Genomic DNA, 14206 nt, shown 5'->3' on the forward strand with positions numbered 1-14206 from the left:
CGGGATTGCCGGTTCAGCGGATGCTGCGACCCAGCTGCATCGACCGCAGGCGGTCGTCGGCGGTGCGGGCGACATCGCTGTTGGGGTATTTGGCGACCACGTCGCTCAAGGTGCGTTCGGCGTCGTCCACCTTGCCCAGGCCGTATTCGGACAGGCCCAGTTTCAACAGCGAACCGGAAGCCTTGTCGTGGGTCGGATAGCGTTCCAGCAGGGTGCGGAACTGCTGCGCGGCCAGCTGGTAGTTCTGGGTGACGTAATAGCTTTCGCCCAGCCAGTAGAGCGCGTTGGGGGTATAAGCGCCGTTCGGATAGAGCTCGAGGAAACTCAGGAACAGCTGCGCCGCATCGGCGTAGTTGCCGCCCTTGAGCGCATCGAACGCGACGTTGTAGGCGGCGCGCTCGTCGCCTGTACTGGCCATGGCCCCGACATCGCCGTGCACGGACGGCGGCCGTTCCGCGGCAGCGGGAGCCGCGGGGCTGCTGGCGGCCTGTGGCGACGCCTGCGGTGGAGCGACTGGCGGAGTAGCCGGCAGCGTACCGCCTTCGAGGCGGTTCAAGCGTCCATCCAGATCCAGGTACTGGTCGCGGCTGGTCTGCTTGAGTTGAGTGTTCTCGTGCTGCAACTGTTCCACCAGGGAACGCAGCTGCTGCAATTCGGTGCGCATCTGGCCGATCTGGTTCAACAGGTCGGTGTTGCCACGGTCGCTGGCGGCCTGGACTTCCAGGGCTGCCACGCGATCGGCCAGGCTCTGGCGTTGCGCGTGGGCAGGTGCGGCGGCCGCGAGGGCCGCCGCGATGACCAGGATGGATCTGGACAGGATTTGCATCGTTTGCTCTTGCTGGTTACCGGAATGCGCTTACTTCGCGGTGTACACGATCTCGACGCGACGGTTGCGGGCCCAGCAATCCTCGTTGGAATCGGTGCAGACCGGGCGCTCTTCGCCGTAGCTGACCACCGAAACCTGGCTGCCGGAACCGCCCTGCGCCTGCAGCGCGGAAGACACGGCGTTGCCGCGGCGCTCGCCCAGGCCCAGGTTGTATTCGCGGCTGCCGCGTTCGTCGGCGTTGCCTTCCAGGTTCATGCGCGAGGACGGACGGTCGCGCAGGTACTTGGCGTGGCAGCCGACGATCGCCTGGAATTCCGGCTTCAGCGCGTCCTGGTCCAGGTCGAAATAGACCACGCGCTGGCGCAGGCAGGCGTCGGTATCGAGGTCGTTCGGGCCGTAGGCGCCGGCGGTGGTGGTGCCGTCGGTGACTACACCGGTGTCGGTCGGACCGGTGTCGGCCGGCGGGGTTTCCTTGACGGTCTTCTTGCAGCCCGCCAGAACCGCGACGGACAAGAGGGAAAGCATGACAACACGGGTGGTGGTATTCATCGTGGTTCCTCGGGGGCTATGGCACGGGTGGAGCAATGGGTTTCACAATATTAACTCGGGGGCCCGCTCAACGGGGAGTGCGATAGGGGGACCAGGCCGGTTCGCGCACATCGCCTTCGGCCAGGACCAGGCGCTGGCGCACCCGCGCATCGGCGGAAACCGCATAAAGAACGCCGCGGCGCCCTTCGCGGGCCGCGTAAAGGATCATGCTCGCGTTGGGGGCGAAGCTGGGCGACTCGTCCAGCGAACCCGGCGACAAGGTGCTCCAGCGCGGCGAACCCAGGCTGCTGTCCATCATCGCGATGCGGTAGTTGTTGCCGCTGCCCTGGGCTACGGCGATCTTCTTGCCGTCGTAGGACACGGTCGCGGTGGCGTTGTAGTTGCCCTGGAAAGTGACCCGCGAGGCGCTGCCGCCTCCCGCGCCGACCCGGTAGATCTGCGGCCGTCCGCCACGGTCGGAGGTGAAATAGATGCTGGAACCGTCGGCGCTCCAGGTCGGCTCGGTGTCGATCCCGAACTGGTTGGTCAGCTGGGTCAGCTGCTTGCTGCCCAGGTCCATCACGTAGATCTCTGGATTGCCGCTGCGCGACAGGGTCAGGGCCAATTTGCGGCCGTCCGGGGAGAAAGTCGGCGCGCCGTTGATGCCGCGGAAGCTGGAAACCAGTTCGCGGGCGCCGGTGCTGATGTTCTGGATGTAGATCGAGGAATTGCCGCGCTCGAAGCTGACGTAGGCCAGGCGGTTGCCATCCGGACTCCACGACGGCGACAGCAACGGCTCGGCCGAACGCACCACGGTCTGCGGGTTGAAGCCGTCCGAGTCGGCGACCATCAGCGCGTAACGCGCGTCCTTGCCGAGCCCGGTCTGGGTGATGTAGGCGATGCGGGTCCAGAACGCGCCGCGCACGCCGAGGATCTTTTCATAGATGGCATCGGCCATCTGGTGGGCCACGTCGCGCATGGCATTGGAGCGCGCGGTCAGGGCCAGGCCCAGCAGGCGTTCCTGCTTGGCCACGTCGAACAGTTCGTATTCGACCCGGTAGCTGCCGGCACCGGCATCGACCACGCGGCCTACGACCAGGTAGTCCTGCTTCAATGCGCGCCAGGTCGGGTATTGCACTTCCCCGCCACGAGTCGGGCGTTCGACCATGCTGGCTTCCGGCAATGCACGAAAGGCACCGGAGCGCTCCAGGTCCGAGCGGACCACGGAACCCACATCGGTCTGCGGTGCGGCAGCCGAACCTTGATACGGCATCGGCACGATCGCGATCGGCAGGGCCGAGGCATTGCCACCGACGATGTCGATTTCCAACCCTTGCTGCTGTGCCGAAGCGGAGAACGGCAGCAACAGGAGCGCGAGTACGGCTAGCCAGTACGGCAGTGTTTTCATGGGCACTTCGTGGTTTGGACCGGGGGGAAGGGATACCAGCTTGAACGTGAACATTTTCGCAATCATGAACGAAAGATTGCGTGATCACTGATCCTGGGCGGTGAAATTGAAAGTCAGGTTGCGCTGGAACACCGACTCGAAACCGCGGTAGGGCAAGGGCTGGGCGCGCAACACCGCTGCCTCGATCGAGCGCTTTCCTGCTTCGTCATAGGGGCAGTTGGCGGCGACCTTGGCCTCCACCACTTCGCCGCCGGGCAACTGGCGGATCGCGATGGTGCAGCGCTGGCCCAGCGGCACCGAATCCGGCCGTATCCACTGGCTCAACACCGCCCTCTGGATCGCGGCCGCGTATTCGCCTTTCAGATTCGCATCCGCTCCCGCACTGCCCGCGGGTGGCGAGGCGCTGGCCTGCGCGGTGGAGGCGGAAGCGGCACGCGAACGCGCATCGGCGATCTGCCGCAGTTTCTGTTCGGCCAGCTTCTGCTGCTGATCGAGCTGTGCGCGCTGGCGACGGATCTCGGCCAGCTTGGCCTGCTTGTCGGCTTCTTGTTGTTCGGCCAGGCGCTGTTGCTTCTGCGCTTCTTCCACGCGCTTCTGCTCGGTCAGGTCGATCTGCTCCTGGCGGCGCTTGGCCTCCTGCTCGCGCAGGGCCTTTTCCTGGGAAATGGCCAAGCGACTGGCTTCGTCCTGATCCTGCGTGTCGGGCACCGGGATGCGTTCCTGCGCCACCTGCTGCTGGGGTGTAGGCGAATCCTGCGGGCGCGGTTCCTCGATCGGCTGCGGTGGCGGCACCGTTTCTTCCTCGGCCGTTTCCTCGACCGGCAACGGCAAGGGCTCGGGAACATGTTGCAAGGCGCGTTCGGCGGCGCGGATATCGGCGGCCGAAGCGTCCAGAGAAGCATCCATCACCGGCAACCCCGCCGCCGAAGCCGAATCGTGATTCCAGGTCAGCCAGGACGACAACCACAACAACACTGCCAGCAACAGGTGCAGGCCGATCGCATAGGTGATGGCCTTTCCGTAACCCTCTTCCGGCAGGACCACGCCGCGTGTGGCAACGTCAGCGTGCATTACCGGATTCGGTCAACAGGCTGACGTTCTTGACCTTCGCTTTCTTCAGCACGTCCATCGCGGTCAGCACGACCTGGTAGGGAGCCTTGCCTTCGGCGGCGACCATCACCCGCATCTCGCCCCCTTGCTGGGCGACGATGGGCGCCAGCCTGGCTTCGAAGGCGGCCGTATCCAGCACTTCGATGTCCGCATCGGGCAGCTTCAGGCCCATGCGGCCATCGGGATAGGCGACCACGACAATGGGATCCTCCTTGCTGTCCACCGCCTTGGCGTTGGCCTTGGGCAAGGTCACATCCACGCTGAGCGTGAGCAACGGCGCGGTGACCATGAAGATGATCAGCAGCACCAGCATCACGTCGATATAGGGGACGACGTTGATCTCGGATTTGAGCTTGCGGCGCTTGCGGCGGAAAATGGCGGTGGCCATGGCGGACTCCGCTTACTCTTCGGACGGGGTTTGGCGTTGCAGGATGGAACTGAATTCCTCGGCGAACGATTCGTACCGAACCGAAAGCCGTTCCACCCGGGTGGTGTAGCGGTTGTAGGCCCACACCGCGGGAATGGCCACGAACAAGCCGATGGCGGTGGCGAAAAGGGCTTCGGAGATGCCCGGCGCCACCGCGGCGATGCCGGCCTGCTCGCCGCTGTTGAGCATGTCGTGCATGGTCACCATGATGCCGAACACGGTGCCGACCAGGCCCACGTACGGCGCGGTGGAGCCGATGTTGGCCAGCAGTTCCAGATTGCGTTCGAGTTTGTCGATCTCGCGCGTATAGGCCACGCGCATGGCGCCCTGCGCGCCTTCCAATTGCGCGCGGCTGTCGAGCTTGCGCTTGTCGCGCAGGCGGGCGAATTCGCGGAAACCGGCTTCGAACACCGCCTCCAACCCGCTCACCACGCGGTTGCGGTCGACTGCGGCCGAGTACAGCTTGTTGAGGTCGGCGCCGGACCAGAACCGGCCTTCGAATTCGTCCGCATCGCGGTTGGCGCGGCCGAAGATGCGCGCCTTGCGGAAGATGATGACCCAGCTGATCAGCGATCCGACCAGCAACAGCAGCACGATCAGTTTGACCGGCAGGCTGGCTTTCAGCATCAGGTCGAAGTAGTTGATGCTGCTGTGGGCCACTTCGGCGCTGGCCTGCGCGGCGGCGCTGGCAGCGTCTTCGGGCAAGGCTTCGACCACGGTGTCCTGCAGGGCCAGGAGCAGTGCAATCATCCGGTATTTCCTCAGGTTTCCGATTCAGGGGTTGATCAAATTCAGGGTCTATCTCGGCATTTCCAGCGCCTTGAACTCTTCGTACAACGCATCCGGCGCCGGTTTGGGTCTGAAACCGGCCGCGCTCAGCACCGCCACCCGCACTTCGGCGGTCAGCAGCATTTCCTCGCCACGCCGGATGGATTGGGCGAACACCACGCTGGCGCGTTTGCAGGTGCGGATCTCCACGGTCACCGTCAGCAGGTCGTCCAATCGCGCCGGGCGCAGGAATTCCAGTTGCATCGAGCGGACCGCGAAAACCAGGTCGAGGTCGTGGCGCAATTGCTCCTGTCCATGGCCGCGGAAACGCAACCATTCGGTGCGTGCGCGTTCCAGGAAAGCAACGTATTGCGCGTGGTAGACCACGCCACCTGCGTCGGTATCTTCCCAATACACGCGTGTCGGCCAACTGAACCGCAGGTCATCGGCATGCGGATCAACCGGCATCGTCGCCCTCCACGAACAGCTCGGGGACCGGTTTGAGGGGCTTCAGGCCCAGGTGGCGGTAGGCCTTGGCCGTGGCCATGCGGCCGCGCGCGCTGCGGACCAGGAAGCCCTGCTGGATCAGGTAGGGCTCGATCACGTCTTCCAGCGTGCCACGCTCCTCGGACAGGGCCGCGGCCAGCGATTCGACCCCGACCGGGCCACCATCGAAGTTCTCGATGATCAGCCGCAGCAGGCGCCGGTCGAGCTCGTCGAAGCCTTCCGGATCCACGTTCAACATGCCCATCGCGGCCCTGGCCACGTCGTGGTCGATGCGCCCTTCGGCCCTGACCTGGGCGTAATCGCGCACCCGCCGCAACAGCCGGTTGGCGATGCGCGGGGTGCCGCGCGAGCGGTTGGCGATCTCCACCGCGCCTTCGGCCACGCAATCGATATTCATGATCTTCGCCGAGCGGCGCACGATCTGGGTCAATTCCTGGGTGTTGTAGAACTCCAGGCGCTGGACGATGCCGAAACGGTCGCGCAACGGCGCCGTGAGCAAGCCGGCGCGGGTGGTGGCGCCGATCAGGGTGAACGGCGGCAGGTCCAGCTTGATCGAACGCGCGGCCGGGCCGTCGCCGATCATGATGTCGATCTGGAAATCCTCCATCGCCGGGTACAGCACCTCTTCCACCACCGGCGACAGGCGGTGGATCTCGTCGATGAAGAGCACGTCGTGCGGCTGCAGGTTGGTCAGCAGCGCGGCCAGGTCGCCGGCCTTCTCGATCACCGGGCCCGAAGTGACCCGCAGGTTGACCCCGAGTTCGTTGGCGATGACATGGCTGAGCGTGGTCTTGCCCAGTCCCGGCGGGCCGAAGATCAGCACATGGTCCATGGCCTCGCCGCGCCCCCTGGCGGCCTCGATATAGATCGAAAGCTGGTCGCGGACCGGCTTCTGGCCCAGGTATTCGTCGAGTTTGCGCGGCCGGATGCTGGCCTCGAGAGCGTCGTCTTCGCGGGTCGCCGCGGCGGTGAGGATGCGGTCTTCGGTCATGGGGCTATGGTAAAGGAACGAGGAACGAGGAGTGAGGAACGAGGAGCGAGCAAGAGCCATTGCCGCTGTTGCTCACTCCTCGTTCCTTGTTCCTCGTTTCTGCTCCTATATCTCCACCTGCGCCCCCAGCTCCACCAGCCGGTTGCCCGGAATCCGGAAGAACCCCGTGGCCGGCGCCGCATTGCGGTGCATGACCGCGAACAGCTTGTCGCGCCAGACCGGCATGCCGCGATGGGCGCTGGCGATGATGGTTTCGCGGCTGGCGAAGTAAGTGGTTTCCATCGGGTCGAAATAGATCCCGCCCTTGTCGCAGGAGCCCATCAGCGCCTGCGGCACGTCCGGGGCCTCGGCGAAGCCGTAACTGATCATCACCCGGTAGAAATCGTCGCCGACCGGCTCCATCTTCAAGCGCTTTTCCTTGGGCGCGTAGGGCACGTTGAGCGTCTGCACGGTCAGGAACACGTTGCGCTCGTGCAGCACCTTGTTGTGCTTGAGGTTGTGCAGCAGCGCGTGCGGCACCACGCCCTGGTCGGCGGTCATGAAGATCGCGGTGCCGGGCACGCGGACCGGCGGCGCCAGCATCAGCCCGGGCAGGAAGCTGTCCAGCTTGATGCCCTCCTTCTGCACTTCCGCATGCAGCAGCTCGCGGCCGCGGCGCCAGGTGCGCATCATCAGGAAGGCGATGATGCCGATGACCAGCGGCACCCACGCACCGATGCCGCTGAACAGCTTGGCGCCGTTGGCGACCAGGAAGGCGATGTCGATCAGCAGGAACAGCGCGCACAGCGGCAGCACCCACTTGCGCGAATCCGGCCAGCGCGTATAGGCCACCACCGCCAGCAACAAGGTATCGATCAGCATGGTGCCGGTGACCGACAGGCCGTAGGCGGTGGCCAGCGCGGTGGAGCTGCGGAACACCAGCACCAGCAGGATCACCGCCAGCAGCAGAATCAGGTTGATCGACGGCACGTAGATCTGGCCGATGGTGTCCTGCGAGGTGTATTTGATCGACAGCCGCGGCAGATAACCGAGCTGGATGGCCTGGCGGGTGACCGAGAAGGCGCCGGTGATGACCGCCTGCGAGGCGATGGCCGCCGCGACCGTGGCCAGCACGGTCATCGGGATCTGCGCCCAGTCCGGCATCGACATGAAGAACGGGCTCTCCACTGCGGCCGGATGCTCCAGCAGCACCGCGCCCTGGCCGAAATAGTTCAGCACCAGCGCCGGCAGCACGAAGCCGAACCAGGCCCAGCGGATGGGTTTCTTGCCGAAGTGGCCCATGTCCGCGTACAGCGCCTCGCCACCGGTCACGGTCAGGACCACCGCGCCGAGGATGAACAACGCGTGCCAATCGTGGGCCACGAAGAACTTCAGCGCCCAATACGGATTCAGCGCGACGAGCACGCTGGGGAAACCGGCGATGTTATGCATGCCCAGCGCGGCGAGGACCACGAACCAGGTGATCATCACCGGGCCGAAGATCTTGCCGACCCTGGCCGTGCCGAAGCGCTGGAACGCGAACAGTCCGATCAGGATCACCAGGCTGATCGGCACCACCCAGCGGGTCAGCCCGGTGGAGATGACGCTCAGGCCTTCGACCGCGCCCAGCACGGTGATCGGCGGGGTGATCATGCCGTCGCCGAAGAACAGCGACGCGCCGAAGATGCCGAGGATGCCGACCACGTAGTTCAGGCGCGATCCCTTCGTCAGGCTGCGCTGGGCCAGCGCGGTCAGGGCCATGATCCCGCCCTCGCCTTCGTTGTCGGCGCGCATGATCACGATCACGTACTTCAGGGTCACGATAAGGATCAGCGACCAGAAGCCCAGCGACAGCAATCCCAGTACGGTGTCCGGATCGGGCTTCAGGCCGAAGTGCGGGTGGAACATTTCCTTGATGGTGTACAGCGGGCTGGTGCCGATATCGCCGAACACCACGCCCACGGCGCCCGCGACCAGCGCGGCGAGGCCTGTCTTGCCATGGCCGTGTTCGCCGGAATGACCGGTCTTTGCCTGCGGGGAATGGGGGGTGCTCATGGGTGCGCGAGGGTAACGCCTGGGATGTGAGGAGGGGCTCTAAAAACCAGGCGTTCAGCGCAAGGCCGATTGCAGGGCCCTGCGGATGATCATCGCTGCATCGTCGCCCGGCGCCGCGGCCTCGCGGGCCATGCGCACGGCTTCGGCCGGTTTGTAGCCGAGCTGCTGCAAGGCGATGGTCGCTTCGGACTGCGGATCATTGGGCAGGCTGGGCGAACCCAGCGGATTGCTGCCCAGGTCGACCACGCGGTCGCGCAGTTCGACCACCATGCGTTCGGCGGTCTTCTTGCCGATGCCGGGGATGCGGGTGAGCGCGGCGATGTCGCCGGTCTGCACCTGGCGCGCGAACTCGTCCACGCTGACCCCGGACAGGACCGCAAGCGCGATCTTGGCGCCGATGCCGCTGACCTTCTGCACGTCGCGGAACAGCCGGCGCTCGCTTTCGCGCAGGAAGCCGTACAGCGACACGCTGTCCTCGCGTTGCGCGTAGTGGGTGAACAGGATCACTTCGCGGCCCACGTCGGGCAGGTCGTAGAAGGTGCTCATCGGCGCTTCCAGCTCATAGCCCACGCCGCCCACGTCGATCACCAGCCACGGCGGTTGCTTGTAGGCGAGGATCCCGCGCAGACGTCCGATCATTATTTCCTTCCCCAGGCTTCGCGCACGTTGACGCCCAGTCTATTCGCAGTGGCGCGGACATGCGCATGGGTGATGGCCACCGCCAGCGCATCGGCGGCGTCGGCCTGCAGCTTGCCCTTGAGATTGAGCATGATCCCGACCATGTGCTGGATCTGGACCTTGTCCGCACTGCCCTTGCCCACCACCGCCAGCTTCACTTCCTTGGCCGCGTATTCGTGCACCGGCAGGTCGCGAAGAACCACGGCGCAGATCGCCGCGCCGCGCGCGTGGCCCAGCTTCAATGCGGAATCGGGATTGCGGGCCATGAACACCTGCTCGATGGCGACCTCGTCGGGGCGGTAGGTTTCCATCACTTCGGCCAGGCCAAGCAACAACCGCTTGAGTCGTTGCGCGAAATCGCCCTCGCCCAGCAACAGCAGCGGCGCATGGTAGACATGCGTGGTCCTGCCTGCCGCGTCGACATCGATGATGCCGACGCCGGTGCGCTGGGAGCCGGGATCGATGCCGAGGATGCGGGTCATGCGCGGTGGATCCGGCTGCCGCGCAGCCTGCGAAGCCGCGCACTGCGTGCGCTGTAAACGGGGAAGAGAAGCATCGCCTTGATCGACTATTCGCAGGTCGCGTAGCGGCCGACTTTACTCTTCGCAGCCAGCGACGCGAGCGGCTTCACGCGTGCGCAGCCAGGTCGGCATTCGAATAAACCGCTTGCACGTCGTCCAGATCCTCCAGCATGTCCAGCAGCTTGACCACCTGCGGCGCCTGTTCGGCATCCACGGCGATGTCGTTGTCGGCGCGCATGGTGATCTCGGCATGACCGGGAGCGAGGCCCGCGGCTTCCATCGCTTCCTTCACCGACAGGAACGCATCGGGCGAAGTCAGCACGTCGATGGCGCCGTCTTCCGGATACACCACGACATCGTCGGCGCCGGCTTCGATGGCGGCGTCGGTGATCGAGTTCTCATCGAAGCCGGCGTCGTAACTCAGTACCCCGAGCTTGCGGAACATGAAGGCGACCGAGCCTTCCGCGCCCATGTTGCCGCCGCACTTGCCGAAGGCGTGGCGCACTTCGGCCACGGTGCGCACGCGGTTATCGGTCAGGCAGTCGACGATCACCGCGACGCCGCCGGGCGCGTAGCCCTCGTAGCGGATTTCCTCGTACTCCACGCCTTCCAGCTCGCCGGTGGCCTTCTTGATGGCGCGCTCGATCACGTCCTTGGACATGTTCGCCGACAGGCCCTTGTCGACCGCGGTGCGCAGGCGCGCGTTGTTGGCCACGTCGCCGCCGCCGGCGCGCGCAGCGACGCCGATCTCGCGGATGATCTTGGTGAAGATCTTGCCGCGCTTGGCATCGGTGGCGTTCTTGCGGCCTTCGATCGAGGGACCACGACCCATGGGCGTTCCGGACGGTTGCTGAGGAAGCCGCGAATTATACCGGGGCGGCACGGCCATCGTAGGAGCGCCCCTTGGGCGCGATGCCCTTCGGCCCGTATCCCCGATCCCGACCAAGAGCATCGCGGGCAAGGCCCGCTCCTACGACTGCTGGAAGCGGCCTTCCCGGAGGAAATGCGCCGCCTGGCGGGCGGCCTCCGCGGAAAACACCAGGCCGCTATGGCTGCTGGCGACCACGCAATGGCCGCTCAATCCGGGGAGCCGGGTTTCCTCGATGGCCACGGTGCCATCGGACTCGCCATCGAAACGGGTGAAATGCCGGCCCAGGCCGCGGGCCACGTTGCCCGCGACCATGCCGACGGGAACCCTGCCCTCCCAGCGATCGAAGCCGGCCTGCAGCAACCCGGCACTGCGACCGAGCGCCGGCGCCACCCAGGCATTTCCAGCCAGGCCACGCGCCGCATCGCTGCCGCGCAAGGGCGTGCCCAGGCAGACCACCCGCGTCACCGGCAGTTCGGGGCTCTGGCTCAGTGCCTGCAGCGCGACCAGTCCGCCCAGGCTGTGCCCCAGCAGCGCGACCGGTTCGCTGCCCTGCAGGCGTGCGATCAACCGCGGCACCGCCACATCGGGACCGCCGAACACGCTCGGATAACCGAATACCTCGGTGTCGAATCCCGCCGCACGCAGGCGTGCCGCCAGCGGAACCAGCCAGGCCTTGGCGTTCCAGATGCCGTGCAGCAGCAGGACGCGTGGCTTGCGGTCTTCTTCCACGCAGGCGGGATCAGCCGCAATCGAGATGGGTGATGGTGTTGTCGGCGTCGAGATGGACATTGATCCTGTCCTGGCGGAAATCCATGGTCACCACCTGGCCCGGCGCCATCGGGCGGATCAGTCCCGCGCCGCTCTGTTGCCAGACTTTCTTCATCACTTGTTCGTCGGCCTTCTGGCCCACCGCCCATGCAACGGGCGCGGCATCGCAACGGCCATCGCCCTTCACCGTCGGACCCGCCTCGGCAGGCAGCAGGGAAGCGGTGGAGGCGCATGCCGCAAGCATCGGGAACAACACGATCACGATCAGGAAGTTACGGTTCACGGGCCATCTCCACGCAGGCAGGGACGTTGGCGGCGAGTCTAACAGCGCTTTCAACGCGCGCCGGCGTGGCGGCGCAGGATGAACTCGTCATCGAGCGTGTCGCCGACCGGGAACTTGTATTCGCCGACGCGCTGGAAGCCGTAGCGGGAATAGAAACGCTGCGCGCCCAGATTCTCCGACCAGACGCCGATCCACAAGGTGCGCGGACCGTCCTTTTCCAGCCATTCCAGCGCGGTCTCGAACAGTTTCGCGCCCCATCCCTGGTTGTGCGCCTCGCGCAGGACATACAGCCGCTTGAGTTCGCCGTCGCCTTCGACGACGTCCGGATGCGGCAATCCGCAGGCACCGGCGCAGGCATGCCCGACCGCCACGCCATCGCGTTCCAGCAGCCACATCGCGGTGGAGTCCTGTTCCAGCATTTCCCGCTGCGCGGCGGGCGAATACGAATTCAGCAGGAAATAGGCCAGGTCTTCCGGCGGATACAGGTGCCCGAACGTCTCCACGAACGTATCGGTGGCGATACGCGACATCGCCGCGGCATCGTCCGGCGTGGCGCGGCGGATGATCACGGGCACGACGCCCGCCCTTGCGGGAGGGGCGTCAGCCCCGAAAACCGCGCGCAAAAGGCTTCGGGGCTGACGCCCCTCCCACGCTCCGAAGGAAGTCTTCCTGGGGAGCAACGGCGCATCGGCTTCATTCCGCGGCCTTCTCGGGCTTCGGACGTACCGCCACATGCACCTCGGCCAGCTGCGCGTCCGGGATCGGCGACGGCGCGCCGGTCATCAGGCATTGCGCGGTGGTGGTCTTGGGGAAGGCGATGACGTCGCGGATCGATTCGGTGCCGGCCATCAGCGCGGCGATGCGGTCGATGCCGAACGCGATGCCGCCGTGCGGCGGTGCGCCGTACTTCAGCGCGTCGAGCAGGAAGCCGAACTTCGCTTCCGCCTCTTCCGCGCCGATGCCGAGCAGTCCGAACACCGCGCTCTGCATGTCCGGGCGATGGATGCGGATCGAACCGCCGCCGATTTCATTCCCGTTCAACACCATGTCGTAGCCGCGCGACACCGCGGTCTTCGCATTGGCGCGCAGGTCGGCGATGTCATCGACCGCCGGCGCGGTGAAGGGATGGTGCAGGGCGACGTAGCGCTGCGCTTCCTCGTCCCACTCGAACATCGGGAAATCGGTGACCCACAGCGGCGCCCAGCGGTCTTCCACCAGGTCCAGGTCCTTGCCGACCTTCAGCCGCAGCGCGCCCATGAAGTCGCTGACCGTGCTGTATTTGCCGGCGCCGAAGAACACCAGGTCGCCGTTCTGCAGGCCGATGGCCTTGATCAGTTCCGCGAATGCGGCTTCGGCGAAGAACTTGGCGATCGGCGAAGCGACCTCGCCGTTTTCGCCCAGCTTGATGTAGGCCAGGCCCTTGGCGCCGTACTTGGCCGCGTGCGCGCCCAGGTCGTCGATCTGCTTGCGCGACAGCACCGCGCCGCCGGGAATGCGCAGCGCGGCGATGCGGCCTTCCGGGTTCGAGGCCCAATCGGTGAACACCTTGAACTCGCTGTCCTTCACCAGATCGGCGACGTCGACCAGCTCCAGCGGATTGCGCAGGTCGGGCTTGTCCGAACCGTAGCGACGCATCGCCTCAGCATAGGTCAGGCGCGGGAATTCGGCGGCCAGTTCCACTTGCATCACTTCGCGGAACACCGCGCGGATCATGTCCTCGGTGGTGTCCTGGATATCGCGCTCGCGGACGAAGGCGAACTCCATGTCCAACTGGGTGAACTCGAGCTGGCGGTCGGCGCGCAGCGCTTCGTCGCGGAAGCAGCGCGCGATCTGGTAGTAGCGGTCGAAGCCGGCCACCATCAGGATCTGCTTGAACAGCTGCGGCGACTGCGGCAGCGCGTAGAACTCGCCCGGATGCATGCGCGCCGGAACCAGGAAGTCGCGCGCGCCTTCCGGCGTGGCCTTGGTCAGGATCGGGGTTTCGATGTCCTGGAAATCGCGTGCGTCCAGCCATTGGCGCAAGGCGGCGACCAGCCGGGTGCGGGTGCGCATCATCCGCTGCATTTCCGGGCGGCGCAGGTCGAGATAGCGGTACTTCAGGCGGATTTCCTCGCCGGCGTTCTCGTGCGCGTGGAACGGCAGCGGCTCGGCCTTGTTGAGGATCGTGATCATTGTCGCGACCACTTCCACCTTGCCGGTATGGATCTTGTTGTTGACGCTCTGGCGCGCGCGGACCACGCCTTCGACCTGCAGCACGTCCTCGTAGCCCAGGCTGGCAGCGACCTTGAATGCTTCCACCTGTTCCGGCTCGACCAGCACCTGGACGATGCCATGGTGGTCGCGCAGGTCGATGAAGCACAGGCCGCCGAGGTTGCGGGCGACGTCGGTCCAGCCGCAAAGAGTGACGGACTGGCCAGTCAGGGCCTCGTCGATGAGGCCGCAGAAATGGGTACGCATGGGAACTCCGGGAATCGGTTCCGGCACCG

The 14206-nt window shown here is 65.7% G+C and carries 16 protein-coding genes; all 16 read right to left on the reverse strand.

Features of this window, described 5'->3' with window-relative positions:
• Window positions 1-13: 13 nt before the first annotated feature.
• The 16 genes from ybgF to aspS all read right to left on the reverse strand — a co-directional run bounded on the left by ybgF (window position 14) and on the right by aspS (window position 14177).
• Entirely contained in the window at window positions 14-826 is an 813-nt protein-coding gene (gene ybgF, locus CSC74_RS14480; RefSeq protein WP_162315195.1) for a tol-pal system protein YbgF, read from the reverse strand.
• Window positions 827-856: 30 nt separating this feature from the next.
• Window positions 857-1375 carry a peptidoglycan-associated lipoprotein Pal gene (gene pal / locus CSC74_RS14485; protein ID WP_162315196.1) on the reverse strand — a complete coding sequence of 173 codons (519 nt, stop codon included), beginning with the start codon at window positions 1373-1375 and terminating at the stop codon, window positions 857-859.
• A gap of 67 nt (window positions 1376-1442) precedes the next feature.
• Complete coding sequence (tolB, locus tag CSC74_RS14490; protein ID WP_162315197.1) at window positions 1443-2762, reverse strand: Tol-Pal system beta propeller repeat protein TolB; 1320 nt, start codon at window positions 2760-2762, stop codon at window positions 1443-1445.
• Between the two features lie 84 nt (window positions 2763-2846).
• Window positions 2847-3833 (reverse strand): cell envelope integrity protein TolA, encoded by a 987-nt coding sequence (tolA, locus tag CSC74_RS14495; RefSeq protein WP_162315198.1) that lies wholly within the window; start codon window positions 3831-3833, stop codon window positions 2847-2849.
• Window positions 3823-4260 carry an ExbD/TolR family protein gene (locus tag CSC74_RS14500; protein WP_162315199.1) on the reverse strand — a complete coding sequence of 146 codons (438 nt, stop codon included), beginning with the start codon at window positions 4258-4260 and terminating at the stop codon, window positions 3823-3825. The genes tolA and CSC74_RS14500 overlap by 11 nt, the downstream gene beginning before the upstream one ends.
• A 12-nt stretch (window positions 4261-4272) precedes the next feature.
• Window positions 4273-5049 carry a protein TolQ gene (gene tolQ / locus CSC74_RS14505; RefSeq protein WP_162315200.1) on the reverse strand — a complete coding sequence of 259 codons (777 nt, stop codon included), beginning with the start codon at window positions 5047-5049 and terminating at the stop codon, window positions 4273-4275.
• A 48-nt stretch (window positions 5050-5097) separates the two neighbouring features.
• Window positions 5098-5535 carry a tol-pal system-associated acyl-CoA thioesterase gene (gene ybgC, locus CSC74_RS14510; RefSeq protein ID WP_162315201.1) on the reverse strand — a complete coding sequence of 146 codons (438 nt, stop codon included), beginning with the start codon at window positions 5533-5535 and terminating at the stop codon, window positions 5098-5100.
• Window positions 5525-6565, reverse strand: a complete 1041-nt coding sequence (ruvB, locus tag CSC74_RS14515; protein WP_162315202.1) for a Holliday junction branch migration DNA helicase RuvB — start codon at window positions 6563-6565, stop codon at window positions 5525-5527. The genes ybgC and ruvB overlap by 11 nt, the downstream gene beginning before the upstream one ends.
• 105 nt (window positions 6566-6670) lie before the next feature.
• A complete protein-coding gene (locus CSC74_RS14520; protein ID WP_162315203.1) occupies window positions 6671-8599 on the reverse strand; it encodes a potassium transporter Kup in 1929 nt (642 codons plus the stop codon).
• A 54-nt stretch (window positions 8600-8653) separates the two neighbouring features.
• Window positions 8654-9238 carry a Holliday junction branch migration protein RuvA gene (gene ruvA, locus CSC74_RS14525; protein ID WP_162315204.1) on the reverse strand — a complete coding sequence of 195 codons (585 nt, stop codon included), beginning with the start codon at window positions 9236-9238 and terminating at the stop codon, window positions 8654-8656.
• Window positions 9238-9759, reverse strand: a complete 522-nt coding sequence (ruvC, locus tag CSC74_RS14530) for a crossover junction endodeoxyribonuclease RuvC (RefSeq protein ID WP_162315205.1) — start codon at window positions 9757-9759, stop codon at window positions 9238-9240. Before ruvC ends, ruvA begins: the two co-directional genes overlap by 1 nt.
• A 145-nt stretch (window positions 9760-9904) precedes the next feature.
• On the reverse strand, window positions 9905-10630 hold the full coding sequence (locus CSC74_RS14535) for a YebC/PmpR family DNA-binding transcriptional regulator (protein WP_162315206.1): 726 nt from the start codon (window positions 10628-10630) through the stop codon (window positions 9905-9907).
• Between the two features lie 138 nt (window positions 10631-10768).
• Entirely contained in the window at window positions 10769-11458 is a 690-nt protein-coding gene (locus CSC74_RS14540; RefSeq protein WP_162315207.1) for an esterase/lipase family protein, read from the reverse strand.
• Entirely contained in the window at window positions 11409-11720 is a 312-nt protein-coding gene (locus tag CSC74_RS14545) for an I78 family peptidase inhibitor (protein WP_246193276.1), read from the reverse strand. Before CSC74_RS14545 ends, CSC74_RS14540 begins: the two co-directional genes overlap by 50 nt.
• A gap of 50 nt (window positions 11721-11770) precedes the next feature.
• Window positions 11771-12295 carry a GNAT family N-acetyltransferase gene (locus tag CSC74_RS14550; RefSeq protein ID WP_281349763.1) on the reverse strand — a complete coding sequence of 175 codons (525 nt, stop codon included), beginning with the start codon at window positions 12293-12295 and terminating at the stop codon, window positions 11771-11773.
• Window positions 12296-12413: 118 nt separating this feature from the next.
• Complete coding sequence (gene aspS, locus CSC74_RS14555; RefSeq protein ID WP_162315209.1) at window positions 12414-14177, reverse strand: aspartate--tRNA ligase; 1764 nt, start codon at window positions 14175-14177, stop codon at window positions 12414-12416.
• Between the last annotated feature and the right edge of the window lie 29 nt (window positions 14178-14206).

The organism is Pseudoxanthomonas yeongjuensis, from assembly GCF_010093345.1.
In the GTDB taxonomy this organism is placed as follows: domain Bacteria; phylum Pseudomonadota; class Gammaproteobacteria; order Xanthomonadales; family Xanthomonadaceae; genus Pseudoxanthomonas_A; species Pseudoxanthomonas_A yeongjuensis.

Coding starts and splice junctions, on each gene's coding strand:
- ybgC (WP_162315201.1), bottom strand. CDS start 5,535: ATGCCGGTTGATCCGCATGCCGATGACCTGCGGTTCAGTTGGCCGACA.
- tolQ (WP_162315200.1), bottom strand. CDS start 5,049: ATGATTGCACTGCTCCTGGCCCTGCAGGACACCGTGGTCGAAGCCTTG.
- CSC74_RS14520 (WP_162315203.1), bottom strand. CDS start 8,599: ATGAGCACCCCCCATTCCCCGCAGGCAAAGACCGGTCATTCCGGCGAA.
- ybgF (WP_162315195.1), bottom strand. CDS start 826: ATGCAAATCCTGTCCAGATCCATCCTGGTCATCGCGGCGGCCCTCGCG.
- aspS (WP_162315209.1), bottom strand. CDS start 14,177: ATGCGTACCCATTTCTGCGGCCTCATCGACGAGGCCCTGACTGGCCAG.
- CSC74_RS14540 (WP_162315207.1), bottom strand. CDS start 11,458: ATGTCCATCTCGACGCCGACAACACCATCACCCATCTCGATTGCGGCT.
- ruvC (WP_162315205.1), bottom strand. CDS start 9,759: ATGACCCGCATCCTCGGCATCGATCCCGGCTCCCAGCGCACCGGCGTC.
- ruvB (WP_162315202.1), bottom strand. CDS start 6,565: ATGACCGAAGACCGCATCCTCACCGCCGCGGCGACCCGCGAAGACGAC.
- CSC74_RS14500 (WP_162315199.1), bottom strand. CDS start 4,260: ATGGCCACCGCCATTTTCCGCCGCAAGCGCCGCAAGCTCAAATCCGAG.
- ruvA (WP_162315204.1), bottom strand. CDS start 9,238: ATGATCGGACGTCTGCGCGGGATCCTCGCCTACAAGCAACCGCCGTGG.
- tolA (WP_162315198.1), bottom strand. CDS start 3,833: ATGCACGCTGACGTTGCCACACGCGGCGTGGTCCTGCCGGAAGAGGGT.
- pal (WP_162315196.1), bottom strand. CDS start 1,375: ATGAATACCACCACCCGTGTTGTCATGCTTTCCCTCTTGTCCGTCGCG.
- CSC74_RS14535 (WP_162315206.1), bottom strand. CDS start 10,630: ATGGGTCGTGGTCCCTCGATCGAAGGCCGCAAGAACGCCACCGATGCC.
- tolB (WP_162315197.1), bottom strand. CDS start 2,762: ATGAAAACACTGCCGTACTGGCTAGCCGTACTCGCGCTCCTGTTGCTG.